Source organism: Azonexus sp. GW821-FHT04F04 (assembly GCF_059420025.1).
The window spans coordinates 238653-263059 of the sequence record NZ_JBWKSX010000001.1; the positions used below are offsets into that span (position 1 = coordinate 238653).

Consider the following 24407-nt stretch of genomic DNA (forward strand, 5'->3'; position numbering starts at 1 on the left):
CCGGAGAATACTGTGTCCATACCCTTCGCCTATCTTGGCATCATCCTGATCTGGTCCACCACGCCACTGGCCATCCAGTGGAGTACCGAGGGCACCAGTTTTGCCCTCGCCGTCTTCGCCCGCATGTTGATCGGCGTCCTTGTCGCCGCCGCCGTCGTCATCGCCTGGCGCATCCGTTTTCCGCTGCACGACCGGGCGCGCCGCGCCTATCTGGTCGGCGGCCTTGGCCTGTTTTTCGCCATGGCGCTCACCTACTGGGCGGCACGCTATATTCATTCCGGGCTGATTTCTGTCCTCTTTGGCTTGTCGCCGCTGGCCGCCGGTCTCCTTGCCGCGCTCTTCCTGGGTGAGCGCTCACTGACGCGCCTCAAGCTGACCGGCATGTTGCTCGGTGCGCTCGGTCTGGCGACGATTTTCATCCACGGCGACAGCCTTGGTCACGAAAATGCGCTGCCCGGTCTGGTCGCGCTGCTCGTCGCTGTCTTCATTTACTCCGGCTGCCTCGTCTGGCTCAAGCACATCGGCGACGACAGCCCGCCGCTGGCCACCACCGTCGGTACGCTGACCGTCGCCCTGCCCTTCTTTGGCTTGGTCTGGTATCTGACCGATGGCCGATTGCCCGAGATGGTCCCGCCACGGGCCGGGGCGGCCATCGTGTATCTCGGCGTCTTCGGTTCGGTGATCGGTTTCGCGCTCTATTACTACGTGATCAAGCACCTCGAAACCTCGAAGGTGGCCCTCATCACGCTGATCACCCCGGTCATCGCGCTGCTGCTCGGCCACTGGCTCAACGGCGAGAGCATCGGCCTGCGCCTGTGGTTCGGCACCGGTCTGATCCTGCTCGGGCTCAGCGTGCATGAATGGACGATGCTGGCCAGTCTGCTGCGCCCGCCGCGAGGTGAGCCGGAGGCTGTGGGATAGCTTCTCCGTCGAATTCCACGGTCAACCGGGAAAAAGGCCCAAAAATGAAATGGCGCAGAAGATCCTGCGCCATTGTGGTGAAGCGGTCCGGGCGGCAGATCGGCGCCCGGACTATTCTGAATCAGCCGCGACGACGACGCGCGACACCAGCCAGCAGGCCGAGACCGGCCAGAAGCATCGCCGCAGACTCGGGTTCAGGCACGGCCGAAATGCTCACCGAACCACTGTCCTGCACGGTGAAGGCCAGTGGTGAGGGGGCGAATTTGCCTTCCGGACAAGCTTCGGCAAGGCCGCAGGCGACGCCGGCGATCATCGGGCCATCGGCGTCGATCTGCTGATTGAACAGGGTGAGCTGAAGCTGGATGTTCGAGAGCGTTGCCAGATCGGTGCCGGCCGAATTGAACAGATAACCCGACGCAAAGCTGCCGACAACGCCAACGGCGTTCACCACAACCAGCCCCTGACTGTTTGCCGGGTAGCCGTAGGTAACGTCGAAACTGGCGATATGGATGCCATTGTCGGCACCGTAATTAGTCGCCATCGAGCCGAAGTCGCGATTCGAATCGGAGAAAAGCTCGATCTTCCCGGTCGTCAAGCGCAGGGCGCTCGGGTCAACAATGCTGCCGGAGCCGGAAACCGAATAGGAAACGGTGATTTCATTGCCGGCGAACGGTGAACTGCTGCCCGGGCTGAACGCCTGATAGGCCCCATGTTCGATGAAGGTGAAAATTCCGGGATTGATCGCATCCGGCAGCATTTGCACAAAGCCGATGCCACCAACATTGAGCGTCGAAACCGCGCTGGCGCCACTTGCCCCGCTGCCCAGCGGATTGATCTGCCAACCGTCGGCCGCTAGGGCTGATTGTGCCGAAAAGGCGAGGGCCAGAATGCTCAGGCCGTGTTTGATTTTATTTAACGATTGCATGACGTTCGGGTTTCTTTCTTGTGTATTGGACGGCGGCCCTGACTTGCTTCTGAGCCGTTTGAAGGGTATCTGGCGATCGGAATCAACACCATCCTGATATGCCAAATGGAAAATGCCGGGCGAGTTTATCGCCGCCGCGGCAAATCATGTTGATATATGTCATTTGCGATTCACCGTGCCCGCCGCCGATGGGCGGGATCGGCACGAATTGCACGAGGCGACGGGGGGCAGTGATAGCCACGGTCAACCGGGAAAATGGCCCAAAAATGAAAATGGCGCAGGAGGTTCTGCGCCATTGCCAGGGGGAGGAATCCCCGGCAAAGGCCGGGGACTATCAGGGTTAGTCGCTCAGCGCCGCCCACCCAGAATCGACCCCAGCACCCCGCGCAAAATCTGCTTGCCGATCTCCCGGCCAACCGTTCCGGCAACGCCGCGCGCGGCGCTTTTTGCAGCGCTTTCGAGCACACCTTCACGGCGTCCGCCGCGCGGGCCGGTGGTGCCGCCGAGCATGTCACCGATGGTGCCGAAGATGCCGCCGGACTCTTGCGGTGCCGGTTCGGGCTGGCGGGCTTGCGGAGCAGGTTGGCGACGCACGGGTTCCTGGTTGGCGCTATTGCCCCAGTCGCTGTCATTGATATTACCGCCGGCCGGCGGGGCGGGGATGGCGCCGGGGGCGGCTTGGGTGGCGGCGGGTTTGCCGCGCAGGATTTCGTAGGCGGATTCGCGGTCGACCGTGGTGCCGTAGGTGGCAAGCAGCGGGCTCGATTTGATGAAGGCCTGGCGTTCGTCAGCGGTCAGCGGGCCGAGGCGGGAGGCGGGCGGGAAAATGAGGCCGCGTTCGACGATGGTCGGCCGGCCTTTTTCGTCGAGGAAGGAAACCAGCGCTTCGCCGACACCGAGTTCGGTGATGACCGTGGCGGCGTCGAATTTGGGGTTGGCGCGCATCGTTTCGGCTGCTGCCTGGACGGCTTTCTGATCGCGCGGGGTGAAGGCGCGCAGGGCGTGCTGGACGCGGTTGCCGAGCTGGCCGAGGATTTTTTCCGGAACGTCGAGCGGGTTCTGCGTGACGAAATAGACGCCGACGCCCTTCGAGCGGATCAGGCGGACGACCTGCTCGACCTTGTCGGTCAGCGCCTGGGGTGCGTCGCTGAACAGCAGGTGGGCTTCGTCGAAGAAGAAGGCGAGCTTGGGCTTGTCGAGATCTCCGGCTTCGGGCAGTTGCTCGAACAGTTCGGAGAGCAGCCAGAGCAGGAAGGTGGAGTAGAGGGCCGGGGCCTGGACGAGCTTTTCGGCTGACAGCACGTTGATGACGCCGCGGCCGTTTTCGTCGACTTTCATGAGGTCGTTGATGTCGAGCATCGGCTCGCCGAAGAACTGGTCGCCGCCTTGTTGTTCGAGCGTCAGCAGGCCGCGCTGGATGGCGCCGATGGAGGCCGAGGCGACGTTGCCGTATTCGGTGGTGAACGTCTTGGCGTTGTCGCCGACGTGCTGGACCATGGCGCGCAGGTCCTTGAGGTCGAGCAGGAGCAGGCCTTGATCGTCGGCGATCTTGAAGACCAGTTGCAGGACGCCGCCTTGCGTGTCGTTGAGGTTGAGTAGGCGGGCGAGGAGCAGCGGGCCCATGTCGGAAACGGTGGCGCGGATTGGAATGCCGTTTTCGCCAAAGACGTCCCAGAAAGCGACCGGGTTGGCGTAGGGGACGAAGCCTTCAAGGCCGAGATCGGCGATGCGCTTGAGCAGCTTTTCCGAGGGGTTGCCGGCGGCGCCCATGCCCGAGAGGTCGCCTTTCACATCCGCCATGAAGACCGGGACGCCGGCAAAGGACAGCCGTTCGGCCATCGATTGCAGGGTCACTGTCTTGCCGGTACCGGTGGCACCGGTGATCAGCCCGTGGCGGTTGGCCATCTGCGGCAGCAGGGCCGGGTAACCGTCTTCGGATTTGGCGAGGTACATGGGTTCGGACATGGCAAAAGGCTCCAGCGGGAAAAGTATTCCGGCATTCTAGCAATGCCGTGATGGCGCTTTGTTAAATAGCGTAAGTTGGCCTGCTACGCCGGCCTGACGAGAAGCCGCCGGGCGAGTAAAATCACGCCTTCTTCGTTATTTGCATTCAGGGAAAACAGCATGGCTGGTCATTCCAAGTGGGCCAATATCCAGCACCGTAAAGGTCGCCAGGACGAGAAGCGCGGTGCCGCCTTCTCGAAGATTGCCAAGGAAATTACCGTTGCGTCCAAGATGGGCGGCGGTGACATCAACTTCAACCCGCGCCTGCGCGTCGCGGTCGACAAGGCCAAGGGCGTCAATATGCCCAAGGACAAGATCGACACGGCGATCAAGAAAGGCACGGGCGAACTCGAAGGCGTCGAGTACATCGAGATCCGCTACGAAGGCTACGGCATCGGCGGCGCGGCGATCATGGTTGATTGCCTGACCGACAACAAGGTGCGCACGGTGGCCGAAGTTCGCCACGCGTTTTCCAAGTTCGGCGGCAACATGGGTTCCGACGGTTGCGTGGCATTCCAGTTCAAGCATTGCGGCCAGATGATCTTCGCTCCGGGCACGGACGAGGGCGCCCTCATGGACGCCGCCATCGAGGCCGGTGCCGACGACGTGACGACCAACGACGACGGCTCGATCGAAGTGCTGACCCCGCCGAACGACTACATGGCCGTCAAGGATGCGCTCGAAGCCGCTGGCTTCAAGCCGGAGTTCGGCGAAGTGACGATGAAGCCAGAGGGCGAAAACGTCTTTACCGGCGAGGAAGGCGTGAAGATGCAGAAGCTGCTCGACGCGCTGGAAAACCTCGACGACGTGCAGGAAATCTACACCACGGCAGTCATCGAAGACTGACGTGCCGCGAGGCGCGTCGCCCTCGGGGGCGCGCCTCGCCCCTGCCTTGCCGTTGCAGCCAAAGGACTTCCATGAATCTTCGTTCGCTCACCCTTGCCCTGTTCGCTGCCACGCTGAGTGTTTCGGCCTCTGCCGGCCAGTTGGCCTGCCCTGAGCTGGCCGCCGCCGTCCAGGTCAATGCCTGCCCGAGCGAAGAAGAACTCAAATTCACCTACAACGGTTATTGCAGCGACAACGCCAAGGCTTACGCCAATCAGACTGATTCATGCGTTCGCTACGCAGACTATCGCCAGATGAAGAACACGGCGCGCTGGGAATCGAAGGATGGCGAGTTCGACGGTTATGTCTCCTGCGATCTGCCGGCCGACAGGTTCAAGGCGCTCAAGGCGACGGGCATGAAAGTCGTGGCGCAGGGCAAGCTGACCAAGCTGGTGTGCACTTACCCGAGCGGGATCAATTTCACCCACCGGACCAAAGGCGCCTGCAAGCTGCTCGATGAAAAAGCCTGCGCCGGCGATGCGGCCAATTGCCAGGCGAGCTGCGACTGAAACCTGAGACGCCCGGCGCGCGGCAGGCCATGACCTTGCCCGTCATCATCGACATCGAAGCCTCCGGCTTCGGCAAGGGCAGCTATCCGATCGAAATCGGCTATTTCATGCCGGATGGCAGCTCGTTCTGCACGCTGATCCGCCCGGAAGCAAGCTGGACGCATTGGGACAGTTCGGCCGAGGCGGTGCATGGCATCGCCCGCGAACAACTGGCCAGCCATGGAAAATCCGCCGTCGATGTCTGTCTGGCCCTCAACCGCAACCTGCGCGGCCAGCACGTCTATTGCGATGCCTGGTCCTACGACTATGTCTGGCTCAGCCTGATGTACGACGCGGTCGATCTGGTGCCGTCGTTCGTTTTTCGGGATATTCGCGAGCTGCTGAGCGAGTGCGAGAAATCGCTGTGGCACGCCACCCGGTCGCAGGTTGAAGCGCGCCTGGCGCTGCAACGTCACCGGGCCAGCGGCGATGCGCGAACCCTCTTTGAAACCCTGCTCGAAGCACGCCGGCAATGTACCGGCGACCTTATCGTCTGAGCGGCCATGCAACGCTTCTACCCCATTCTCTTCGTCTTTCTTTGGAGCACCGGCTTCATCGGCGCCAAGCTCGGCCTGCCTTACGCCGAGCCGCTGTCCTTCCTGCTCAGCCGCTACGGGCTGGTCATCACGCTGATGCTGGTCATTGCGCTGGCGACCCGGGCGCCCTGGCCGGAGAAGGCGCGCGACTGGTTGCACATCGGCGTTTCCGGCGTGCTCGTCCATGCCGTTTATCTCGGTGGCGTTTTCGTCGCCATCAAGCACGGCCTGCCGGCCGGGGTGACGGCGCTGGTCGTCGGCATGCAGCCGCTGTTGACGGCCTTTGGCGCCGGCTGGCTGCTCGGCGAGAAAGTAAGCTCTCGCCAATGGGCCGGGCTCGGGCTCGGCTTTGCCGGCGTCGGCCTGGTCGTTTCGGGGAAACTCGGTGACGGCGCACTGGGGCCGATGCTGATTCCGGCGGTCGTTGCGCTGCTCGGTATCACGGCCGGCACGCTGTACCAGAAACGTTTCTGCCCGAAATTCGACCTGCGTACCGGCTCGGTCATCCAGTTCGTCCCAACCGCCATCGTCACGGCCATCGCAGTCGCCGTTTTCGAGGATTACCGGATCGAGTGGAACGGCCAGTTCATCTTCGCCCTCGGCTGGCTCGTGCTGGTCCTCTCGCTCGGTGCCATCAGCCTGCTCAACCTGCTGATCCGCAGCGGCAGCGCGGTCAATGTTGCCGCCCTGTTCTACCTGACACCACCGACAACCGCCCTGATCGCCTATTTCATTTTTGGCGAAAATTTGACGTTGACCGCAGCATTCGGCATGGTCGTGGCCGTGAGTGGCGTTTATCTGGTGGCGAGGACGAAATGAGCATCACCGCACCGCGTATTCTTGGCATCGACCCCGGTCTGCGGATCACCGGGTTTGGTGTCATCGAAATGCACGGCAACAAGCTCGTTTATGTCGCCAGCGGCTGCATCAAGTCGAACGACAAGGAGTCGCTGCCCGACCGCATCAAGACGCTGTTCGCCGGTATCAGCGAAGTGATCGCCACCTACGCGCCGAATCAGGCGGCCGTGGAAAAGGTCTTCGTCAACGTCAATCCGCAATCGACGCTGCTGCTCGGCCAGGCGCGCGGTGCTGCGCTCAGCGCGCTGGTTCACGCCGGTTTGCCGGTGGCCGAATACACGGCGCTGCAGACCAAGCAGGCCGTGGTCGGACACGGCAAGGCGGCCAAGGAACAGGTGCAGGACATGGTGATTCGGCTACTCGGCCTGCCCGGTGCGCCAACCGCTGATGCCGCCGATGCGCTGGCCTGCGCCATTTGCCATGCGCATGGCGGGCAAGGTCTCGGGGCGCTGGCGACAGCCGGCTATCGCGTTCGTGGCGGACGACTGGTAGGATGATGACCTGTGTGAAATTACAGTACTTTGTCGAGAAAGAGATCGCCACCAAATGATCGGAAGACTGACCGGCCTGATCGCCGAAAAGAACCCGCCGCAGATCGTGCTCGACCTCAACGGCGTCGGCTACGAGCTCGATGTGCCGATGAGCACCTTCTACAACCTGCCGGCGAGCGGCGAGAAGGTCACGCTGCTCACCCACTTCGCGGTGCGCGAGGACGGTCATTTTCTCTACGGCTTTCTGACGGAAGCCGAGCGCTTCGCCTTCCGCCAGTTGCTCAAGGTGTCCGGCATCGGTGCCCGGACGGCGCTGTCGGTGCTCTCCGGCCTGTCGGTAAACGACTTGGCTGCCGCCGTGGCGCAACAGGAACTCGGCCGGTTGATCAAGGTGCCCGGTATCGGCAAGAAGACGGCTGAGCGCCTGCTCCTCGAACTCAAAGGCAAGCTGGCCGACACCATCGGCGGCGTTTCGCTGCATGCTGTGGCCGACGACGCCAAACAGGATATTTCCAACGCCCTGCTCGCCCTCGGTTACAACGAAAAGGAAGCGGCCGCAGCGATGAAACAGCTGCCGGCCGACATCGGCACCTCGGATGGCATCCGGGCGGCCCTCAAGTTGCTGTCGAAGGTCTGATGATCGAAGAAAACGATCCCAAACGGCTGGCGCAAATTGCGCTGGTGGTGCTCCTCATCATCGGCTGCATCGCGCTCCTGCTGCCCTTCATCGGTGCCGTGCTGTTCGCCTTCGTGGTCTGGATGTGCACCTGGCGCTTCTACGCAGAAAAATTGCTGCCGCGGCTTGGTGAGCGTGATACGCTCGGCGCCTCGCTGATGACGCTGGCGCTGGTTTTGGTCATGCTGTTGCCAACGCTGTTCCTGGCCGGTTCGCTGGCCAACGGCGCCGACAACCTGATCGATTTTCTCAAGCCCTATATCGAGCAGGGCCTGCCGGCCGAGCCGCCGGGCTGGCTGAGCGGCCTGCCTTTCGTTGGCACGGAAATCGAGACCAGTTGGCATCGGCTGGCCAGCAATCGCGAAGAGCTCAATGGGCTGGTCAAGCAGATGATTGCGCCGGCCCGCCAGTTCGCGTTGGCCCTCGGTGGCATTGCGGCCAATGGCCTGCTGCAACTGGCGCTGGTTCTCTTCGTGACCTTCTTCCTCTATCGCGACGGTGCGGCGATCAGCAAGGCGCTCTACATCGGCGCCCGCAAGCTGGGTGGCGAACTCGGCGAAAACATGATGGACAAGGCGCGCGGCACGGTCGTTGGCGTCATGCTCGGCATCGTCGGCACGGCGGCCGCGCAGGGTACGGTGGCGATGCTCGGTTTCCTGATCGCCGGCGTTCCGGCCGCCATGCTGCTTGGTTTTGCCACCTTTTTCCTGTCGATGATCCCGGTCGGCCCGCCGCTGATCTGGGGTGGTGCAGCGGCCTGGCTGTACAGCGAAGGGCAGACCGGCTGGGCGATTTTCATGGTGCTCTACGGCCTGTTCGTGATCAGCAGCATCGACAATTTCGTCAAGCCGATCCTGATCGCCCGTGGCGCCGGGCTGTCGATTCTGCTCATCGCCCTCGGCGTGCTCGGTGGCGTGCTGGTCTTCGGCTTCATCGGCATCTTTCTCGGCCCGGTCTTGCTGGCGCTCGGTGACATGCTGCTGCAGCGCTGGCTGCGTGAGGAACGAACATGATCGAAACCGACAAACTGAGTCCGGTGGCCATTCCCACGGTCGACCGGATAATTGCCCCGAATTCGAAATCGGCCCAGGAAGAGGCGCTCGAGCGCGCCCTGCGCCCCAAGCGGCTGGCCGACTACACCGGTCAAGTCAAGATCCGCGAACAGCTCGAAATCTTCATCCAGGCCGCCCGCAATCGCAGCGAATCGCTCGATCACGTGCTGCTCTTCGGCCCGCCCGGATTGGGCAAGACGACGCTGGCCCACATCGTCGCCGCCGAAATGGGCGTCAATCTGCGCCAGACTTCCGGCCCCGTGCTTGAGCGCGCCGGCGACCTCGCCGCCATCCTGACCAATCTCGAACCGCACGACGTGTTGTTCATCGACGAAATCCACCGCCTGAGCCCGGTCGTCGAGGAAATCCTCTACCCGGCGCTCGAAGATTTCCAGATCGACATCATGATCGGCGAAGGCCCGGCCGCCCGTTCGGTCAAGCTCGATCTGCCGCCGTTCACGCTGGTCGGCGCGACAACCCGGGCTGGCATGCTGACCAACCCGCTGCGCGACCGCTTCGGCATCGTCGCCCGGCTTGAGTTCTACACGGCCGAAGAACTGAAGAGCATCGTCAGCCGTTCTGCCGCGCTGCTCAACGCACCGATCGACCCGGAAGGCGCCTTCGAAATCGCCAAACGTTCGCGCGGTACGCCGCGTATCGCCAACCGCCTGCTCCGTCGCGTTCGCGACTACGCCGAGGTCAAGGCCGACGGCAATATCACACGCCAGGTGGCCGACGCCGCACTGGTCATGCTTGACGTCGATTCGGCCGGGCTCGACATCATGGACCGCAAGCTGCTGTCGGCCATCATCGACAAATTCGGTGGCGGCCCGGTCGGCGTGGACAACATCGCGGCCGCCATCGGCGAAGCGCGCGACACCATCGAAGACGTGCTCGAACCCTACCTGATCCAGCAAGGCTATCTGCAGCGTACGCTGCGCGGCCGCATCGCGACCCCCGCCATCTATCGCCATCTCGGTCTGGCCGAGCCGGCCAGTGCTGTCGTTCGCGATCTGCTGGCCGATAGCTGATCAGGCCGCGTTGTCGCTCGGTGCGGCATCACCGGCCAGGCAGACGCGATTCCGCCCGGCGGCCTTGGCGGCATAGAGTGCTGCATCGGCCCGGTTGACCGTATGGTCAGTCGACTCGGTGCCATCGAACTGAGCCACGCCGACGCAGATCGACACCCGAATCGCCGGCGTGTTCGGGCAAGGGACGCTCTCCGCCACCGCCAGCCGGAGTTTTTCGGCGATCTGGCGACCCTCTTCGGCGGCGCAGCCGGGCAGCACCATGAGAAATTCCTCGCCACCCCAGCGCACGGCGAAATCGGCGGCTCGCAGCGTCGAGCGCAACCGGTGCGCGACGCTGGTCAGGACCTCGTCGCCAACCCGGTGGCCATAGCGGTCGTTGATGCTCTTGAAGTGGTCGACGTCGGCCAGCAGTACGGTGATGGCTTGCGGGTTGCGCCGATAGTTGGCCATCAGTTTGTCGATCAGGATGCTGAAAGCGTGGCGATTGAGGAGGCCGGTCAGCTTGTCGGTGGAGGCCATTTCCTCGATTTTCGACTGGTAGCGGCCAAGGGCGAGGTGGGTCAGGAAAATGACCACCAGCGTGACGGCCAGGCTGATCGCCAGATTTATGTAAAGTGTCTGGCGAATGCCGGCCAGCGAAACGTCCTCGTTTTGCTCGACGAACAGGTACCACTTGAGTTCGGAAACGTAATTGACGTTGAGAATGTGGTTGTCGCCGCCATCGAGGAACTGATAGGAGCCGCTTCGTTCGGCCAGGATACGGTCAAGAATCGCGGCCAGCCCAGGTCGACTGCGCAGATCGGGAGCCAAGCCTTTCTGGCCGCCGTAGAGGACGACGCGACCGGTGGCATCGGCAAAGTAGATCGTGCGCTGGAAGCGGGCCTGATATTCCTGGATCAGGTGGCGAACCGAATCGACGGTCAGGCCGATGCCGGTGGCGCCGATGTATTGCCCGGCAAAATCGGAAACGCGGTAATTGATGAAAATGGTCAGCGCATCGCGGTTGGCGAGATCGGGGTCGACATTGATTTCGTAGTCGTCCTGCATGTTGCGGACACGGTAGTACCAGGCATCGCGCGGCTCCGTTTCGGATACCTGTTTGAAAGCACCTTCGCTGGTGTAGTAATTGCGGGTCTTGTCGGAGACGAAGAAGCTGCTGAAGGCTTTGTTGCGCAGTTTGACCTCGGCCAGGTATCGGGCCAGTTCGCTGTCATCCTTTTCGCCTCTGAGCACCCAGTCGCGCAAGAAGGTGTCGTGGGCCATGGTCGACGAAATGAGGACGGGCCGGACCAGATCCTTCTGGATTTCAGAATAGATGTTGCTGGAGGTCAGCGGCAGATCCTGACCGATGATGGCGCTGCGGATGGCATCTTTGGAAACGAAGTAACCAAACAGCGTTGTGGCGAAGAAACCACTGCTGAGAAGCAGGCTCAACAGCAGGATCAGGCTGCGTCGATCACCGATTTTGAAATGACGGGGCATGGGGGCAATTATGTGGGACGGCTGTCGGGAACGCCATGCCTTCCCGTTTTATGTTGAGGATAAAATATCGGTCTGGAAACAGATCGTTACAAAACAATGTTGCGGCGCAATGTAAAATCCCGGGATGAAATACGAGCCGAAGCCGAACGCCTTCACCATTCCTGTCCGCGTTTATTACGAGGACACGGATGCCGGCGGCGTCGTTTACTACGCCAATTACCTCAAATTCTTCGAACGCTGCCGTACCGAGTGGATGCGTTTTGCCGGCCATGACCAGTCGGCCCTGGCCGCCGAAGCCGGCATCGGCTTCGTGGCGCGCAAGGCGAGCTGCGAGTATCTCAAGCCGGCACGTCTTGACGACGAGTTGATTGTCGGCCTCGAAGTCGAAAAACTGACCCGTGTCCGCGTTGTTTTCCGCCAGCACGTCCGCCGCGGCGACGTCGAACTGGTTACCGGCACCGTCGAAATCGCCTGCGTCAACATGGCTACCATGACGCCCTCCGCCATTCCCGAATTCCTGCACAGCAAACTGGAAGCGCTTAAATGAACGTCACCCAGGATCTTTCCATCCTCCATCTTATCCTTCAGGCCAGCGCCGTCGTCCAGGCCGTCATGGCCCTGTTGGCCGGCGTTTCGTTCATGTCCTGGTACTACATTTTCATGAAGTGGTTTGCCGTCAAGCAGGCGCGCGCCAAGACCGAGACCTTCGAGCGCGACTTCTGGTCCGGCGGCGACCTCAACAACCTGTTCAACAGCGCGGTCAATGACCGTCACCACGCCGGGTCGATGGAACGCATCTTCGAGTCCGGCTTCCGCGAATTCACCAAGCTGCGCGGCCAGAAGAACCTCGAATCCAAGGACATCGTCGACGGCTCGCGCCGTGCCATGCGCGCCACGTTCCAGCGCGAAATGGATTCGCTCGAAGCCCACCTCGCCTTCCTCGCTTCGGTCGGATCGGTCAGCCCGTACATCGGCCTGTTCGGCACCGTCTGGGGCATCATGCATGCCTTCCGTGGCCTGTCCAACGTCGGTCAGGCGACGCTGGCGTCCGTCGCCCCGGGCATCGCCGAAGCGCTGGTCGCCACGGCTATCGGCCTGTTCGCGGCGATTCCCGCCGTACTGGCCTATAACCGCTTTTCGCATGACATCGACCGTCTGGCGACGCGCTACGAGTCGTTCATGGAAGAGTTCTCGAACATCCTGCAAAGGCAGATGCGTTAAGCCATGCGCCAACGTCGTCTGAAAAGCGAAATCAACGTCGTTCCCTACATCGACGTCATGCTCGTCTTGCTCGTCATCTTCATGGTGGCGACGCCGATGATGACGACCGGTTCGGTTGAATTGCCGAGCACCGGCACGGCGCCCCAGAAACCGCCGAAATACATCAAGGTTGAGGTCGGTAGCGATGGTGCCCTTTCGGTCTACAACGCCGATGGCAAGGCGACGAAGATCAAGGGGATCAAGGCCTTGAAAGGTGAACTGACTTCCCTGAAAGAGGCCGATGAGAAGATCGCCGTGCTCATCGCCGGCGACAAGGAAACCCAGTACAAGAACGTCATCGAGGTGCTCGACGAGGTCAAGCGCATGGGTTTCGACAAGGTTGGCCTGGAAACCGCCAGCAAATAAGTGGACATGATCCTCGACAAACCCGAAGAGCCCGGCAAGAAGTACGCGCTGGCGTTCACCATTTTGGTGCACGTGGCCTTGCTCGCCTTCCTGTTTTTCGGGGTGCAGTGGAAGCGCAGCAAACCGGAGGTCATGGAAGTCGAGTTGTGGTCACCGCGGCCAATGCCGGCGCAATATGTTCCGCCGCCTCCGCCACCACCTGAGCCGGAAGTGAAGCCGGAGCCGCCAAAACCGATACCCAAGGTCGAGCCGAAGCCCGAGCCGGTGCTGAAAAAGCCGGAAATCGTGGTCAAGGAAGAAAAAAAGAAGCCGGGGCCGAAAAAGCCCGAGCCCAAACCGGAACCGCCCAAGCCGGAGCCGAAAAAACCTGAACCCAAGCCCGAGGTCAAACCGCCACCCAAGTTCGATTTCGGCAAGGAATTGGCTCAGGAAACGGCAAATCTGAAACCACGGCCGAACACCCAGCAGATGACCAATGCCGCAGCGGCTGAAGCCGAGCAGCGGGCGTCGGCTAACAAAAAGGGATTGGCTGATTACGTGAACAAAATTCGCGGCAAGGTGCGCGGCAATATCATCTTGCCGCCCTCCATCCAGGGCAATCCGGAAGCGGTTTTCGAGGTTAGTCAGTTGCCGACCGGTGAAGTATTGGCCGTAAAACTGAAGCGGCCCAGTGGGAATGCTGCACTGGATAGAGCTATTGAGACGGCAATATTGAAATCATCTCCATTACCCAAGCCGGATGATCCATCGCAATTCTCGCGGGAGCTGAAAATTAATTACAAGCCCTTTGAAGAGTAAAATCGCGCGACCCCTTTTGAAAATGAATGCAATGTCCCTAATTTTCCGTTTCATTTTTCTGCCTTTTTTCCTGTTGACCGTGGGATTTGCCCAGGCCCAGCTGTCGATCGAGATTACCGGCGCTGGTGCCAACCGCATTCCAGTGACGATTGTCGATTTTCCGGGTGATCCGGCCGCATCCCGCGTCATTACCTCGACGGTGCGCGCCGATCTCGAGCGCAGCGGGCTGTTCAAGCTGATCGATCACAGCAATCTGGCTTTCGACGAAAACGCGCCGATCAACCACGCTGACTGGAAGAGCAAGGGTGCCGACGCACTGGCTGCCGGCAGCATTGCGCGCAGCGCCGACGGTCGCATGGAAGCCCGCTTCCGCCTCTACGACACGCAAAAAGGCGTGTCGCTGGGCGGTGCCGCCTATGTCACCAGCAATGCCCAGCTGCGTGCCGCCGGCCACCGCATCGCCGATTTCATCTATGAAAAACTGACCGGCGAAAAGGGTGTCTTCTCGACGCGCATCGCCTACGTCGTCAAGGCGCGCGGCCAGTTCCTGCTGCAGATCGCCGATTCGGATGGCCAGAATGCGGCGACCGCGCTGACCTCTACCGAACCGATCATTTCCCCGGTCTGGTCGCCGGACGGCGGTCGTCTGGCCTACGTTTCATTCGAGAAGAAAAAGCCGGTCATCTACGTCCATTCGCTGGCTTCCGGCCAGCGCCAGATCGTGGCCAATTTCAAGGGTTCCAACTCGGCACCGGGCTGGTCGCCGGACGGTCGCAAGCTGGCTGTCGTCTTGTCGAAAGATGGCTTCTCGCAGCTCTATTCGGTCAGCGCCGATGGCAGCGGCCTGCAGCGCCTGACCCAGTCGTCGGGTATCGACACCGAGCCACGCTATTCGGCCGACGGCGGCACGATCTATTTCACCTCCGATCGCGGCGGCAGCCCGCAGGTCTACCAGATGGCAGCCACCGGTGGGGATGTCCGTCGTGTCACCTTCGAGGGTAGCTACAACGTCTCGCCGCGTCCGTCGCCGGACGGCAAGAGCCTCGCATTCATCAGCCGCCGTGAAGGCCGCTTCCAGCTCGCCGTGATGGATCTGGCCAGTCGCCAGGTCCAGGTGGTGAGCGACTCGAACAAGGACGAATCGCCAAGTTTCGCCCCGAATAGCCGCATGATCCTGATCGCCACTGATGTTGGCGGGCGCGGCGTACTATCGGCTGTCTCCAGCGATGGCAGGATCAAACAACGTCTCACGGTCGCCGCAGGTGATGTTCGCGAACCGGCCTGGGGCCCCTACTATCAATAATCCTCACATCCATCCGGAGAACTTTGTGAAAAAACTGCTTATCCCCGCCCTGCTGTCCGCCATCCTCGTCGGTTGTTCGACCACCCCGCTGCCGGAAGATACCGCCGGCGCCCCGGTCGAGTCCCGCAGCGGTGCCTCCACCGGCGTTGCCTCGGTGACCGCCGGCGGTGTTGACGCCAACGGCCTGCCGCGCGAACTGACCGATCCGAAGAGCAAGCTGTCGCAGCGCAGCATCTACTTCGACCTCGACAAGTATGAAGTCAAGGACGAGTACAAGGATCTGGTCGCCTCGCACGCCAAGTATCTGAGCGCCAACAAGGGATTCAAGGTTCTGCTGCAAGGCAATACCGACGAGCGCGGCAGCCGCGAATACAACCTGTCGCTCGGCCAGAAGCGGGCTGAAGCCGTCAAGCGTTCGCTGACCCTGCTCGGCGTCTCGGAAGCCCAGATCGAATCCGTCAGCCTCGGCGAAGAAAAGCCGAAGGACGCCGGTCATGACGAAGCTGCCTGGTCGCAAAACCGTCGTGCCGACATCCTGTACAAGGGTGCTGACGGTCGCGGCGAGTTCTAAGCATCATGCGCCCGGTTCGAATCGCCCTTTTTATCGCCGCGCTGGGGGCCGCCCAGGCCCACGCCGGCGTGTTTGACGACGAAGAAGCGCGTCGCCAGGTTGCCGATCTGCGGATCAAGACCGAGGCGCGATTCGACCAGCAGGCCAAGGGCCAGCTGGATCTGGCCAGCCAGATCCAGCGCCAGGCCGACGAGATTGCCCGCCTGCGCGGCCAGATCGAAACGCTCAACTATGAGCTTGAAACAGCCAAGAAGCGCCAGCAGGACTTCTATCTCGATCTCGATACCCGCCTGCGCAAGTTTGAAACGACCGACAGTGCGAATGCCACGGTCAACCCGGAAAACGCGCCAAATTCCAAACCGGCCACCGACCCGGCCAAGGAAAGTCAGGACTACGAAGCCGCTCTGAACCAGTTCAAGGCCGGCAAGTACAAGGAGGCCGCCGCCGGTTTCGCAGCCTACGTGCAGAAATATCCGGCCAGTTCGCTGGCTCCCAATGCTCAGTACTGGCTTGGCAACGCCTGGTACGCCCAGCGTGACTGCAAGCGCGCCATCGAGGCGCAGAGCGTGGTCACCACCAAGTACGCCGACAGCCCCAAGGCGCCCGATGCCTGGCTGGCCATCGCCACCTGCCAGCAGGAAATGGGCAACCCGACGGGCGTCAAACGCTCGCTGGAAACAGTCATTACCAAATACCCGGGTACCCCGGCTGCCGATGCGGCACGCGATCGCCTGAAGAAGAAGTAATTGGCTTTGCGTCTCACCGAAATTTTCTACTCCCTGCAGGGAGAAGCGTCGCGCGCCGGCCTGCCGACCGTATTCGTCCGCCTGACCGGCTGTCCCCTGCGTTGCACCTGGTGCGATACGACCTACAGTTTTACCGGCGGCGAACCGGCGACAATCGAATCCGTGCTGGTTGAAGTCGGCAAGTACCCGGCCCGCCAGATCTGCGTCACCGGCGGCGAGCCGCTGGCGCAGAAAGACTGCCTGCCGCTGCTCACGGCGCTCTGCGACGCCGGCTACGACGTCTCGCTGGAAACCTCCGGGGCGCTCGATGTCGCAGGCGTCGACCCGCGCGTGGCGCGGATCATGGACCTCAAGGCGCCGGATTCCGGCGAGTTGGCCCGGAACATGTGGAGCAACCTGGATGTGCTCAACCCGCGCGACGAGATCAAGATCGTCATCGCCTCGCGCAGCGACTACGAATGGGCTCGCGATGTCCTGCGCGAAAGACAGCTTGATCGCCTCTGTCCGGTGCTTTTGTCGCCGGCCGGCGGACTCATCGAGCCCCAGTCACTGGCCGACTGGATCCTCGAAGATGGCCTCAACGTGCGCTTCCAGCTGCAGTTGCACAAGCTGCTTTGGGGTAACATGAAGGGAAAATAAAGGAGGAGACGGTCATGGAAAGTAATCGCCGCAAGTTTTCCCGCATTCCCTTCCAGGCCGAGGCCAGCCTTTTCTTGCCCGATGGCGAATACGTCGTCGAGGTGCTCGATCTCTCGCTCAAAGGCGCGCTGATCCATCCCAATGCCAACGTCTTCATTACGGTTGGCACCAACTGCACCCTGAAAATCCGCCTCGACCATTCCGGGTCAAGCATCCGCATGGACGCCACCATCGTCCATCATATGGCCAATTACTACGGCCTGGCGTGTCGTGACATCGACCTCGACAGCGTTACCCATCTGCGGCGGCTGGTCGAGCTCAATCTGGGTGATGAAGATATGGCGGAGCGGGAATTCTCCCTTCTGACGCACGATTGACTTCGGCGGTGATCGAGGCGCTTCAATATTAGCGCTTGCTGAATAACGCAGACATTCGCCATAATCCGTTTCGGAGCCCCCGATCATTCAAACCAATTCACGGGGGTAACATGGTTCTGGGAGGATCCATGGCCGAACGACGTCATTACCGTTGTTCGGCGCCGTGCAGGATGGACCCGCCCTTTGGCAAGCTTGAGTCTCATGACGTCTGGCCATCTTGTTGAGCATCCATGCTGTTTGAGCGAAGGCGCTCCGGAAGCTCCTGTTCGTTCAATCGGGCTGTGCGCGATTCAGCATGCGATCTTTGAAAATGCCGGCCGTGCAATCATCCTGACCGATCCTGATGGGCTGATCGTCTATTTCAACAGGGCCGCCCAGAAACTGCTTGGCTACACCTGGGACGAGGTGGTGTATCGGACGACCCCGATGATCTTCCATCTGGCCGATGAAGTGACCAGTCGGGCCGAGGCCCTGGCGGCCGAATTGCAGCGACCCGTGGCGGCCGGATTTGACGTATTCATTGCCAGCCTGGGAATCAAGGCGCAATACGATGCAGACTGGACAATGGTTCGCAAGGATGGCTCGCGGCTGCCGGTGAGCCTCGCGGTCAGTGTCTTGCACGATACGCAGGGACGCGTGCAGGGTTATCTCGGCATTGCCGCGGATATTTCAGTTCGGCGAAAGCTCGAGCAGGACTTGCGTATCGCAGCGATTGCCTTCGAATCACAGGCTGCGATTCTGGTCACCGATGCCAGCCAGCGCATCCTTCAGGTCAATGCTGCATTTACCCAACTGACCGGCTATTCTGCTGACGAGGCGGTCGGGCAGACCCCCAAGTTGCTCAAGTCCGGGCGCCAGGAAAATGCGTTTTATCAAGACATGTGGGACGCGCTTGTGCAGGAAGGGCATTGGCAGGGCGAAATCTGGAATCGTCGCAAAAATGGCGAAATTTATCCCGAATGGCTAACCATCAATGGCGTGCGTGATGCCCGTGGCGAGATCACCCATTACGTCAGCACGTTTTCCGACATCAGCAATCTCAAAGTGGCGGAATCGGAAATCCATAACCTGGCTTTCTACGATCCGTTGACCGGGCTGCCCAATCGCCGTTTGCTGCTCAACCGCATCAACAAGGCCAGTGCTGCCGGCAAGCGGAGCGGCAAATACGGCGCTTTGCTGATCATCGACATCGATCATTTCAAGACCTTGAACGATACGCTCGGTCACGACGTTGGCGACCACCTGCTGGTTGAGGTGGCGATCCGTCTGGGCGACTGCATCCGCGAGGGAGATACGGCTGCCCGTCAGGGCGGAGACGAATTTGTCGTGATGCTCGAAGAGTTGGGCAGCGATCCGGAAAGTGCCGGCATCCAGGCCGAAATGGTCGCCGAGAAAATTCGTGCTGAGCTCGGCAGGCCCTATTTTCTGGGCGAGGATACCGAATATGTGCGCACGGCGAGCATTGGCATCAGCCTCTTCCTGGGCCAGGAAAAATCGACCGAGGTGCTGCTCAAGCAATCCGATATTGCCCTCTACAAGGCCAAGGATGCCGGTCGAAACACCATACGATTCTTTGACAACGCGATGCAGACGGCACTTGATGAACGGGCTGCGCTGGAGGCTGGTTTGCGGCGGGCGCTGGCGCGGGGGGAACTGCTGCTGCATGTTCAGCCACAGGTCGATGCCCAACGCCGGCTGATCGGCGCAGAAGCCCTGCTGCGCTGGCAACCGCCCGGCCAACCGATGGTGCTGCCGGGAGAATTCATAGCTCTCGCCGAAGAGACCGGGCTGATCGTCGAAGTCGGACTATGGGTCCTCGACACGGCGTGTGCCGGTTTGCGCCGCTGGGCCAATGATCCGCGGACGAGTAGTCTGTCGATGGCGGTCAACGTCAGTGCCCGGCAGTTTCGTCAGGCCGAATTTGTCATGCAGGTTTGTGACGCGCTGAACCGCCATGGCGCAAATCCGTGCCTGCTCAAACTGGAACTGACGGAAAGCCTGCTGCTCGACAATGTTGAAGATACGGTGGCCAAAATGCAGGCCCTGCGGGCAACGGGCGTACGCTTTTCACTAGACGATTTCGGTACTGGCTACGCCTCGCTGGCTTACCTGAAGCGATATCCCTTCGAACAACTCAAGGTCGATCGATCCTTCATCAGCGATATCACGCACAGCGCCGATGCAGCGGCCATCGTCCGGGCGATCATCGCCATGGGCAATACGCTGCGCCTTGGGGTGGTGGCTGAAGGTGTCGAGGCCAGCGTTCAGCACGACTATCTGGTTGAACACGGCTGCTGTCAGTTTCAGGGTTACCTGTTCGGTAAACCGATGTCCTTCGCCGATTTTGATGCGGCTCTGGAGGGATTGTCCGGGCAGCAGTTGGATGAGTGCGATGACTGGGTGATCTAGATCCCGAGATAGCGATGCCAGATGTCGTGATCGGCATCCAGATCGGCCGATGTGCCGTGCCAGACGACCTGCCCGCGCTCGATAATGGTGTGGCGGTCGGCCAGCCCGATCAGTTTCTCGACATATTTGTCGACGACCAGAATGCTTTGCCCATCGGCCCGTAGCCGGGACAGGCAGGCCCAGATTTCCTCGCGGATCAGCGGGGCCAGCCCTTCGGTCGCTTCGTCGAGAATGAGCAGGCGCGGGTTGGTAACCAGCGCCCGGCCGATGGCCAGCATCTGCTGTTCGCCGCCGGAAAGTTGGTTGCCGAGGTTTTTCGAACGTTCGAGCAGGCGCGGGAAGAGGTCGTAAACCCGGGCCGGTGTCCATGGCTCGCCGACGCCGCGCCGGTTGGCGAAAAATGCCACCAAATGCTCGTCGACCGTGAGATTCGGGAAACACTGACGCCCTTCCGGCACCAGCGCAATGCCGGCCCGGCCGATGCGGTCGGGGCGCTGGCCATCGATGCGTTCGCCGGCAAAGCGGATCGTCCCTGCCTTGACCGCCTGCAGACCGCAGATGGCGCGCAGGGTCGTCGTCTTGCCCATGCCGTTGCGGCCGAGCAGCGTCGCCGCTTCGCTTTCGTTCATGCTCAGGTCGAGGCCGAACAGCACCTGGCTTGGGCCGTAAGCGACTTCGAGGCCACTGATTTCAAGCAAGGCGCTCACAGATCGTCTCCGAGATAGGCGCGGCGGACTGCCGGGTTGGCGCGCACCGCTTCCGGCTCGCCGGTGCAGATCAGCTGGCCGTTGACCAGCACCGAAATGCGGTCGGCCAGCCGGAAGACGGCGGCCATGTCGTGCTCGACGAGCAGGATGGTGACGTGGCGGGCCAGGTGTTCGATGAGTTCGACCATGCGCGCCGATTCTTCCGGGCCGGTGCCGGCCATCGGCTCGTCGAGGAGCAGCATTTTCGGCTTGGTGGCCAGCGCCATGGCCAGTTCGAGCGCCCGTTGTTCGCCGTGGGCGAGGTTGCCGGCGACGGCGTTTACGCGGTGTTCGAGGCCGACTTGCACGAGATATTCGCGTGCTTCGTCGAACAGCGCTGCCTCGCACCTGACTGGCTTCCAGAAGCGGAAACTGCTGCCGGCATCCGGTCGCCCCTGGACAGCCAGCGCGACGTTGTCGAGGGCCGAGAGGCCGAGGAAGACGTTGGTGATCTGGTACGAACGCGCCATGCCGGCGGCGACCCGCTGGTGCATGGCCAGTCGCGTCACATCCTGGCCGGCAAAATGCACGCCGCCCGAATCCGGTTGCAGGGCGCCGGAAACGTGATGGATGAAGGTTGTCTTGCCGGCGCCGTTGGGGCCGATCAGGGCATGGACTTCGCCGGCCTCAACGCTGAAATTGACGTCTTTTAGCGCGTCGACCGCAGCAAAGCGGCGCGATAGCTGGCGAACTTCGAGCAACGCTTCAGCCATGTTTTTTCCCGAACAAGGCGGCCACGCCCTTCGGTGCAAAGAGCACGACGCCGAGCAGGATCAGACCCAGCGCGATGTGCCAGTGCGGCGTGAAGCCGACCAGTACTTCCTCGAGGCAGAGCAGGATCAGCGCACCGACCGCGCCACCATAGAGGTAGCCAACGCCGCCGATGATGACCATGACGAGCAGCGTGCCGGATTGCGTCCACACCAGCAGGTTGGGGCTGGCCAGCCCGGTCAGGTTGGCGAGCAGGGCGCCGGCCAGCCCGGCCAGGGCGCCGCCGAGCGCGAAGCAGATCAGGCGATAGCGGAAAACCGGGTAGCCGAGCGCTTCCATGCGCGTCTCGTTTTCGCGGATGGCCTGGATGACCCGGCCGAAACGGGCGTCGGCCAGCCGGCCAAGAAACAGCATTGCCACGGTCAACCCGAAAAAAGCCGCAAAATAGAAATGCGTGTCGTCGGCCAGCGAGACGCCGGCCAGCGTCATCCGGCCGACCAGCGGCAAACCGTCATCACCGCCCCAACTGCGGGCCGAGATGAACAGGTAATAGGCCATCTGGGCGAAAGCCAGCGTGATCATGATGAAATAGACACCGCGCGTGCGCAGGCTGATGGCCCCGACGGCCAGCGCGAAAATCCCGGCAACGGCCATGGCCAGCGGAAAGGCGATGAGCGCCTCGTTGATGCCGGCTTGCTGGCAAATCGCCGCCGCGTAGGCGCCAATGCCGAAGAAGGCCGCATGGCCGAGCGAGAACATGCCGCCAAAGCCGAGGACCAGATTGAGGCTGGAGGCGGCCAGCGCGAAGATCAGGATGCGCGTGGCGAAGCCGATGTAGAACTCCTGGCCGAAGGCAGTCAGGCCAAACGGCAAGGCGGCCAAAAGCAGCAAGAGCGCGACGGCCACCGGCTTCTGATACGGAGCGGCACGGTAGAAAGCCATCAGGCGCGCGCCGGGAAAAGGCCTTGCGGCTTGAAGAACAGGATGCCGGCCATGAGCAGGTAAATCAGGATCGAGGCCAGCGCCGGGCCGAGCGTCGAAGCAGCGTCAGCCGGGAGCAATGCGCGCAGCAAGGTCGGCAACAGCGCCCGGCCGAGCGTATCGACCGAGCCGACGATCAGGCTGCCGACCAGCGCGCCGCGAATCGACCCGATGCCGCCGATGATGATGACGACGAAAGCCAGGATCAGCACGCTCTCACCCATGCCGACCTGAACGGCGAGCAGCGGCCCGAGCAGTCCGCCGGCCAGCGCACAGAGCGCCGTACCGAAAACGAAGACGGCGGTGAAAAGCGCTTGCACGTTGATGCCGAGCGCTTCGGTCATTTCCCGATTCGACGCACCGGCCCGCACCCACATGCCGACCCGGCTTTTCGCCACGACCAGGTAGAGCAGCCCGGCAACGGCGAGACCGAAGGCGATGATGACCAGCCGGTAGGCTGGATAGAAAAAATCACCGATTTCGACCGGCCCGGCCAGTGCATCCGGCGGATTGAGCATCACCGGCTGGGCGCCCCAGATGACCCGCACGGCTTCATTGGCAATGAGGATCAGCGCGAAAGTGGCGAGTACCTGCGACAGGTGGTCGCGTTTGTACAACTGGCGGAACAGCGACAGCTCGAGCGGCAGTCCGAGCACGGCCGCGCCCGCCACCCCTGCGCCCAGCCCGATCCAGAACGAATCCGCCGCCTGGGTGGCTGCCGCAACGAAGTAAGCGCCGACCATGTAGAGCGAGCCATGGGCCAGATTGATGCAGTCCATGATGCCGAAGACGAGCGTCAGCCCGGCCGCCAGCAGAAAAAGCATGAGGCCGAACTGGAGGCCGTTGAGGGCTTGTTCGAGGATGAGTTGAGTCATGGGGGAAACCCCGTCATTCCCGCCGATGCGGGAACGACGGTTGAGGCGATCACTTCATCTTGCAGGATGCAACGTAGGCATCCGCATGATTGGTGAAAATGGTGCCCATGGTCTTGTTGGTGACCCGGCCGCTGGCGTCCTTGCCGATGGCGCGCAGGTAATAGTTCTGCACCGGGTAATGATTGGTGTTGAACTTGAAGTCGCCGCGCACGGACTTGAAGCGTTTGGCTTCGAGCGCCTTCTGCAGCGCCGCCTTGTCTTCGACCTTGCCCTTCACGTCGCGCACGGCGCCGTCCATCATGAGCGCCGCGTCGTAGCCCTGCGAAGCGTAGAGCGAGGGCAGGCGGTTGTATTCCTTCTGGAAGTCGGCGACGAAGCGCTTGTTTTCGGCGTTATCCATGTCGTGCGCCCAGTGCGACGAGTTGAACATGCCCATCATCGAGGGGCCGACCGCCTTGATGACGTCCTCGTCAGCCGAGAAGCCGGGAGCGAACAGTTGCGTGTCGCGCGACAGGCCGGCGGCGACGAACTGTTTGACGAAGTTGATGCCCATGCCGCCGGGCAGGAAGAAGAACAGGGCGTCGGGCTTCAGGCTGCGGATCTGCGCCAGTTCGGCCGCGTAGTCGAGCTGGCCGAGTTTGGTGTAAACCTCTTCGGCGACCTTGCCCTTGTAGTAGCGCTTGAAGCCGGAGACGGCGTCCTTGCCGCCCGGGTAGTTCGGGGTGACGATCACGACGTTCTTGTAACCCTTGTCCTGGACGATCTTGCCGACGGCTTCGTGCAGGTTGTCGTTCTGCCAGGCGACGTTGAAGAAGAAGGGGTTGCACTGCTCGCCGGCGTATTGCGACGGGCCGGCATTGGCCGAGATGTAGAAGGTCTTGTTCTCGAAGACGCTGGGGCCGACGGCGAGCATGATGTTGGAGAAGACGATGCCGGTCATGAAATCGACCTTGTCCTTCTTGAGGAAGCGGTCGGCCGCCTGCTTGGCGATGTCCGGGCTTTGCTGGTCATCGGCGATCAGCACTTCGGCCGGCAGGCCGCCCAGTTTGCCATTGAGTTGCTTCATCGCCAGATTGAAACCGTCGCGGATGTCGACGCCAAGGCCGGCACCCGGGCCGGACAGCGTGGAGACGAAGCCGACCTTGATCCGGTCCGCAGCGTGGGCGGAGCCGGCCAGCATCAGTGCAGCGGCAAGGACAGTCAGGCGAAGCGACAT

27 protein-coding genes are annotated in these 24407 nt (G+C 61.8%); 19 read left to right on the forward strand and 8 right to left on the reverse strand.

From position 1 onward, the window contains the following. Nucleotides 1-12 precede the first annotated feature (12 nt). On the forward strand, nucleotides 13-921 hold the full coding sequence (locus AC07TV_RS01155; RefSeq protein WP_494646558.1) for a DMT family transporter: 909 nt from the start codon (nucleotides 13-15) through the stop codon (nucleotides 919-921). A 121-nt stretch (nucleotides 922-1042) separates the two neighbouring features. Here the strand turns inward: AC07TV_RS01155 and pepA are convergent, their stop codons facing one another. Together pepA and AC07TV_RS01165 are read right to left on the reverse strand one after the other, a co-directional pair. Then, nucleotides 1043-1846 carry a flocculation-associated PEP-CTERM protein PepA gene (gene pepA, locus AC07TV_RS01160; protein WP_494646559.1) on the reverse strand — a complete coding sequence of 268 codons (804 nt, stop codon included), beginning with the start codon at nucleotides 1844-1846 and terminating at the stop codon, nucleotides 1043-1045. A 348-nt stretch (nucleotides 1847-2194) separates the two neighbouring features. After that, nucleotides 2195-3811, reverse strand: coding sequence for a helicase HerA-like domain-containing protein (locus AC07TV_RS01165; RefSeq protein ID WP_494646560.1), 1617 nt, complete (start codon nucleotides 3809-3811; stop codon nucleotides 2195-2197). Nucleotides 3812-3970: 159 nt separating this feature from the next. Here AC07TV_RS01165 and AC07TV_RS01170 point away from each other — a divergent pair, with 159 nt between their 5' ends. The 8 genes from AC07TV_RS01170 (at nucleotide 3971) to ruvB (ending at nucleotide 9927) form a co-directional block, all read left to right on the forward strand. Next, nucleotides 3971-4696 carry a YebC/PmpR family DNA-binding transcriptional regulator gene (locus tag AC07TV_RS01170; protein ID WP_494646561.1) on the forward strand — a complete coding sequence of 242 codons (726 nt, stop codon included), beginning with the start codon at nucleotides 3971-3973 and terminating at the stop codon, nucleotides 4694-4696. A 71-nt stretch (nucleotides 4697-4767) separates the two neighbouring features. Next, nucleotides 4768-5244 (forward strand): hypothetical protein, encoded by a 477-nt coding sequence (locus AC07TV_RS01175; protein WP_494646562.1) that lies wholly within the window; start codon nucleotides 4768-4770, stop codon nucleotides 5242-5244. Nucleotides 5245-5273: 29 nt separating this feature from the next. Continuing rightward, on the forward strand, nucleotides 5274-5780 hold the full coding sequence (locus tag AC07TV_RS01180; protein WP_494646563.1) for a 3'-5' exonuclease: 507 nt from the start codon (nucleotides 5274-5276) through the stop codon (nucleotides 5778-5780). Nucleotides 5781-5786: 6 nt separating this feature from the next. Then, nucleotides 5787-6638 carry a DMT family transporter gene (locus AC07TV_RS01185; RefSeq protein WP_494646564.1) on the forward strand — a complete coding sequence of 284 codons (852 nt, stop codon included), beginning with the start codon at nucleotides 5787-5789 and terminating at the stop codon, nucleotides 6636-6638. After that, the gene (ruvC, locus tag AC07TV_RS01190; protein WP_494646565.1) at nucleotides 6635-7174 is read left to right on the forward strand and encodes a crossover junction endodeoxyribonuclease RuvC; all 540 of its coding nucleotides are present in this window, start codon (nucleotides 6635-6637) and stop codon (nucleotides 7172-7174) included. Before AC07TV_RS01185 ends, ruvC begins: the two co-directional genes overlap by 4 nt. 49 nt (nucleotides 7175-7223) lie before the next feature. Beyond that, the gene (gene ruvA / locus AC07TV_RS01195) at nucleotides 7224-7805 is read left to right on the forward strand and encodes a Holliday junction branch migration protein RuvA (protein ID WP_494646566.1); all 582 of its coding nucleotides are present in this window, start codon (nucleotides 7224-7226) and stop codon (nucleotides 7803-7805) included. Next, nucleotides 7805-8857 carry an AI-2E family transporter gene (locus AC07TV_RS01200; protein WP_494646567.1) on the forward strand — a complete coding sequence of 351 codons (1053 nt, stop codon included), beginning with the start codon at nucleotides 7805-7807 and terminating at the stop codon, nucleotides 8855-8857. The genes ruvA and AC07TV_RS01200 overlap by 1 nt, the downstream gene beginning before the upstream one ends. Next, nucleotides 8854-9927: a Holliday junction branch migration DNA helicase RuvB gene (gene ruvB / locus AC07TV_RS01205; RefSeq protein ID WP_494646568.1), complete on the forward strand. Its 1074-nt coding sequence runs from the start codon at nucleotides 8854-8856 to the stop codon at nucleotides 9925-9927. The genes AC07TV_RS01200 and ruvB overlap by 4 nt, the downstream gene beginning before the upstream one ends. On the opposite strand, the gene AC07TV_RS01210 is transcribed toward ruvB, so the two are convergent. After that, nucleotides 9928-11409: a sensor domain-containing diguanylate cyclase gene (locus AC07TV_RS01210; RefSeq protein ID WP_494646569.1), complete on the reverse strand. Its 1482-nt coding sequence runs from the start codon at nucleotides 11407-11409 to the stop codon at nucleotides 9928-9930. 124 nt (nucleotides 11410-11533) lie between these two features. Here AC07TV_RS01210 and ybgC point away from each other — a divergent pair, with 124 nt between their 5' ends. The 10 genes from ybgC to AC07TV_RS01260 all read left to right on the forward strand — a co-directional run bounded on the left by ybgC (nucleotide 11534) and on the right by AC07TV_RS01260 (nucleotide 19878). Further along, the gene (gene ybgC, locus AC07TV_RS01215) at nucleotides 11534-11956 is read left to right on the forward strand and encodes a tol-pal system-associated acyl-CoA thioesterase (protein WP_494646570.1); all 423 of its coding nucleotides are present in this window, start codon (nucleotides 11534-11536) and stop codon (nucleotides 11954-11956) included. Further along, nucleotides 11953-12630: a protein TolQ gene (tolQ, locus tag AC07TV_RS01220; protein ID WP_494646571.1), complete on the forward strand. Its 678-nt coding sequence runs from the start codon at nucleotides 11953-11955 to the stop codon at nucleotides 12628-12630. The genes ybgC and tolQ overlap by 4 nt, the downstream gene beginning before the upstream one ends. Before the next feature lie 3 nt (nucleotides 12631-12633). Then, nucleotides 12634-13035: a protein TolR gene (gene tolR, locus AC07TV_RS01225; protein WP_494646572.1), complete on the forward strand. Its 402-nt coding sequence runs from the start codon at nucleotides 12634-12636 to the stop codon at nucleotides 13033-13035. 6 nt (nucleotides 13036-13041) lie between these two features. Then, a complete protein-coding gene (locus AC07TV_RS01230; protein WP_494646573.1) occupies nucleotides 13042-13833 on the forward strand; it encodes an energy transducer TonB in 792 nt (263 codons plus the stop codon). Nucleotides 13834-13855: 22 nt separating this feature from the next. Further along, entirely contained in the window at nucleotides 13856-15136 is a 1281-nt protein-coding gene (tolB, locus tag AC07TV_RS01235) for a Tol-Pal system beta propeller repeat protein TolB (RefSeq protein ID WP_494646574.1), read from the forward strand. A gap of 25 nt (nucleotides 15137-15161) precedes the next feature. Continuing rightward, on the forward strand, nucleotides 15162-15707 hold the full coding sequence (gene pal, locus AC07TV_RS01240) for a peptidoglycan-associated lipoprotein Pal (RefSeq protein ID WP_494646575.1): 546 nt from the start codon (nucleotides 15162-15164) through the stop codon (nucleotides 15705-15707). A 5-nt stretch (nucleotides 15708-15712) separates the two neighbouring features. Beyond that, entirely contained in the window at nucleotides 15713-16453 is a 741-nt protein-coding gene (ybgF, locus tag AC07TV_RS01245; protein ID WP_494646576.1) for a tol-pal system protein YbgF, read from the forward strand. Further along, the gene (gene queE, locus AC07TV_RS01250; RefSeq protein WP_494646577.1) at nucleotides 16454-17092 is read left to right on the forward strand and encodes a 7-carboxy-7-deazaguanine synthase QueE; all 639 of its coding nucleotides are present in this window, start codon (nucleotides 16454-16456) and stop codon (nucleotides 17090-17092) included. Between the two features lie 14 nt (nucleotides 17093-17106). Then, nucleotides 17107-17469 (forward strand): PilZ domain-containing protein, encoded by a 363-nt coding sequence (locus AC07TV_RS01255; RefSeq protein ID WP_494646578.1) that lies wholly within the window; start codon nucleotides 17107-17109, stop codon nucleotides 17467-17469. Between the two features lie 237 nt (nucleotides 17470-17706). Continuing rightward, nucleotides 17707-19878, forward strand: coding sequence for a putative bifunctional diguanylate cyclase/phosphodiesterase (locus tag AC07TV_RS01260; RefSeq protein WP_494646579.1), 2172 nt, complete (start codon nucleotides 17707-17709; stop codon nucleotides 19876-19878). Here AC07TV_RS01260 and AC07TV_RS01265 read toward each other — a convergent pair. From AC07TV_RS01265 to AC07TV_RS01285, 5 genes are read right to left on the reverse strand one after another with little or no spacing between them, the layout of a single operon-like run. Further along, the gene (locus tag AC07TV_RS01265; protein WP_494646580.1) at nucleotides 19875-20585 is read right to left on the reverse strand and encodes an ABC transporter ATP-binding protein; all 711 of its coding nucleotides are present in this window, start codon (nucleotides 20583-20585) and stop codon (nucleotides 19875-19877) included. The genes AC07TV_RS01260 and AC07TV_RS01265 overlap by 4 nt on opposite strands. Continuing rightward, nucleotides 20582-21337: an ABC transporter ATP-binding protein gene (locus tag AC07TV_RS01270; RefSeq protein WP_494646581.1), complete on the reverse strand. Its 756-nt coding sequence runs from the start codon at nucleotides 21335-21337 to the stop codon at nucleotides 20582-20584. Before AC07TV_RS01270 ends, AC07TV_RS01265 begins: the two co-directional genes overlap by 4 nt. Then, nucleotides 21330-22277: a branched-chain amino acid ABC transporter permease gene (locus tag AC07TV_RS01275; protein WP_494646582.1), complete on the reverse strand. Its 948-nt coding sequence runs from the start codon at nucleotides 22275-22277 to the stop codon at nucleotides 21330-21332. The genes AC07TV_RS01270 and AC07TV_RS01275 overlap by 8 nt, the downstream gene beginning before the upstream one ends. Then, on the reverse strand, nucleotides 22277-23191 hold the full coding sequence (locus AC07TV_RS01280) for a branched-chain amino acid ABC transporter permease (protein WP_494646583.1): 915 nt from the start codon (nucleotides 23189-23191) through the stop codon (nucleotides 22277-22279). The genes AC07TV_RS01275 and AC07TV_RS01280 overlap by 1 nt, the downstream gene beginning before the upstream one ends. Before the next feature lie 49 nt (nucleotides 23192-23240). Beyond that, a complete protein-coding gene (locus AC07TV_RS01285) occupies nucleotides 23241-24407 on the reverse strand; it encodes an ABC transporter substrate-binding protein (protein WP_494646584.1) in 1167 nt (388 codons plus the stop codon).

Bases quoted from the DNA above. Each gene is read 5' to 3' on its own strand.
- pepA (WP_494646559.1), bottom strand. From the start codon at position 1,846: ATGCAATCGTTAAATAAAATCAAACACGGCCTGAGCATTCTGGCCCTC.
- AC07TV_RS01165 (WP_494646560.1), bottom strand. From the start codon at position 3,811: ATGTCCGAACCCATGTACCTCGCCAAATCCGAAGACGGTTACCCGGCC.
- AC07TV_RS01170 (WP_494646561.1), top strand. From the start codon at position 3,971: ATGGCTGGTCATTCCAAGTGGGCCAATATCCAGCACCGTAAAGGTCGC.
- AC07TV_RS01175 (WP_494646562.1), top strand. From the start codon at position 4,768: ATGAATCTTCGTTCGCTCACCCTTGCCCTGTTCGCTGCCACGCTGAGT.
- AC07TV_RS01180 (WP_494646563.1), top strand. From the start codon at position 5,274: ATGACCTTGCCCGTCATCATCGACATCGAAGCCTCCGGCTTCGGCAAG.
- AC07TV_RS01185 (WP_494646564.1), top strand. From the start codon at position 5,787: ATGCAACGCTTCTACCCCATTCTCTTCGTCTTTCTTTGGAGCACCGGC.
- ruvC (WP_494646565.1), top strand. From the start codon at position 6,635: ATGAGCATCACCGCACCGCGTATTCTTGGCATCGACCCCGGTCTGCGG.
- ruvA (WP_494646566.1), top strand. From the start codon at position 7,224: ATGATCGGAAGACTGACCGGCCTGATCGCCGAAAAGAACCCGCCGCAG.
- AC07TV_RS01200 (WP_494646567.1), top strand. From the start codon at position 7,805: ATGATCGAAGAAAACGATCCCAAACGGCTGGCGCAAATTGCGCTGGTG.
- ruvB (WP_494646568.1), top strand. From the start codon at position 8,854: ATGATCGAAACCGACAAACTGAGTCCGGTGGCCATTCCCACGGTCGAC.
- AC07TV_RS01210 (WP_494646569.1), bottom strand. From the start codon at position 11,409: ATGCCCCGTCATTTCAAAATCGGTGATCGACGCAGCCTGATCCTGCTG.
- ybgC (WP_494646570.1), top strand. From the start codon at position 11,534: ATGAAATACGAGCCGAAGCCGAACGCCTTCACCATTCCTGTCCGCGTT.
- tolQ (WP_494646571.1), top strand. From the start codon at position 11,953: ATGAACGTCACCCAGGATCTTTCCATCCTCCATCTTATCCTTCAGGCC.
- tolR (WP_494646572.1), top strand. From the start codon at position 12,634: ATGCGCCAACGTCGTCTGAAAAGCGAAATCAACGTCGTTCCCTACATC.
- AC07TV_RS01230 (WP_494646573.1), top strand. From the start codon at position 13,042: ATGATCCTCGACAAACCCGAAGAGCCCGGCAAGAAGTACGCGCTGGCG.
- tolB (WP_494646574.1), top strand. From the start codon at position 13,856: ATGAATGCAATGTCCCTAATTTTCCGTTTCATTTTTCTGCCTTTTTTC.
- ybgF (WP_494646576.1), top strand. From the start codon at position 15,713: ATGCGCCCGGTTCGAATCGCCCTTTTTATCGCCGCGCTGGGGGCCGCC.
- AC07TV_RS01255 (WP_494646578.1), top strand. From the start codon at position 17,107: ATGGAAAGTAATCGCCGCAAGTTTTCCCGCATTCCCTTCCAGGCCGAG.
- AC07TV_RS01270 (WP_494646581.1), bottom strand. From the start codon at position 21,337: ATGGCTGAAGCGTTGCTCGAAGTTCGCCAGCTATCGCGCCGCTTTGCT.
- AC07TV_RS01275 (WP_494646582.1), bottom strand. From the start codon at position 22,277: ATGGCTTTCTACCGTGCCGCTCCGTATCAGAAGCCGGTGGCCGTCGCG.
- AC07TV_RS01280 (WP_494646583.1), bottom strand. From the start codon at position 23,191: ATGACTCAACTCATCCTCGAACAAGCCCTCAACGGCCTCCAGTTCGGC.
- AC07TV_RS01285 (WP_494646584.1), bottom strand. From the start codon at position 24,407: ATGTCGCTTCGCCTGACTGTCCTTGCCGCTGCACTGATGCTGGCCGGC.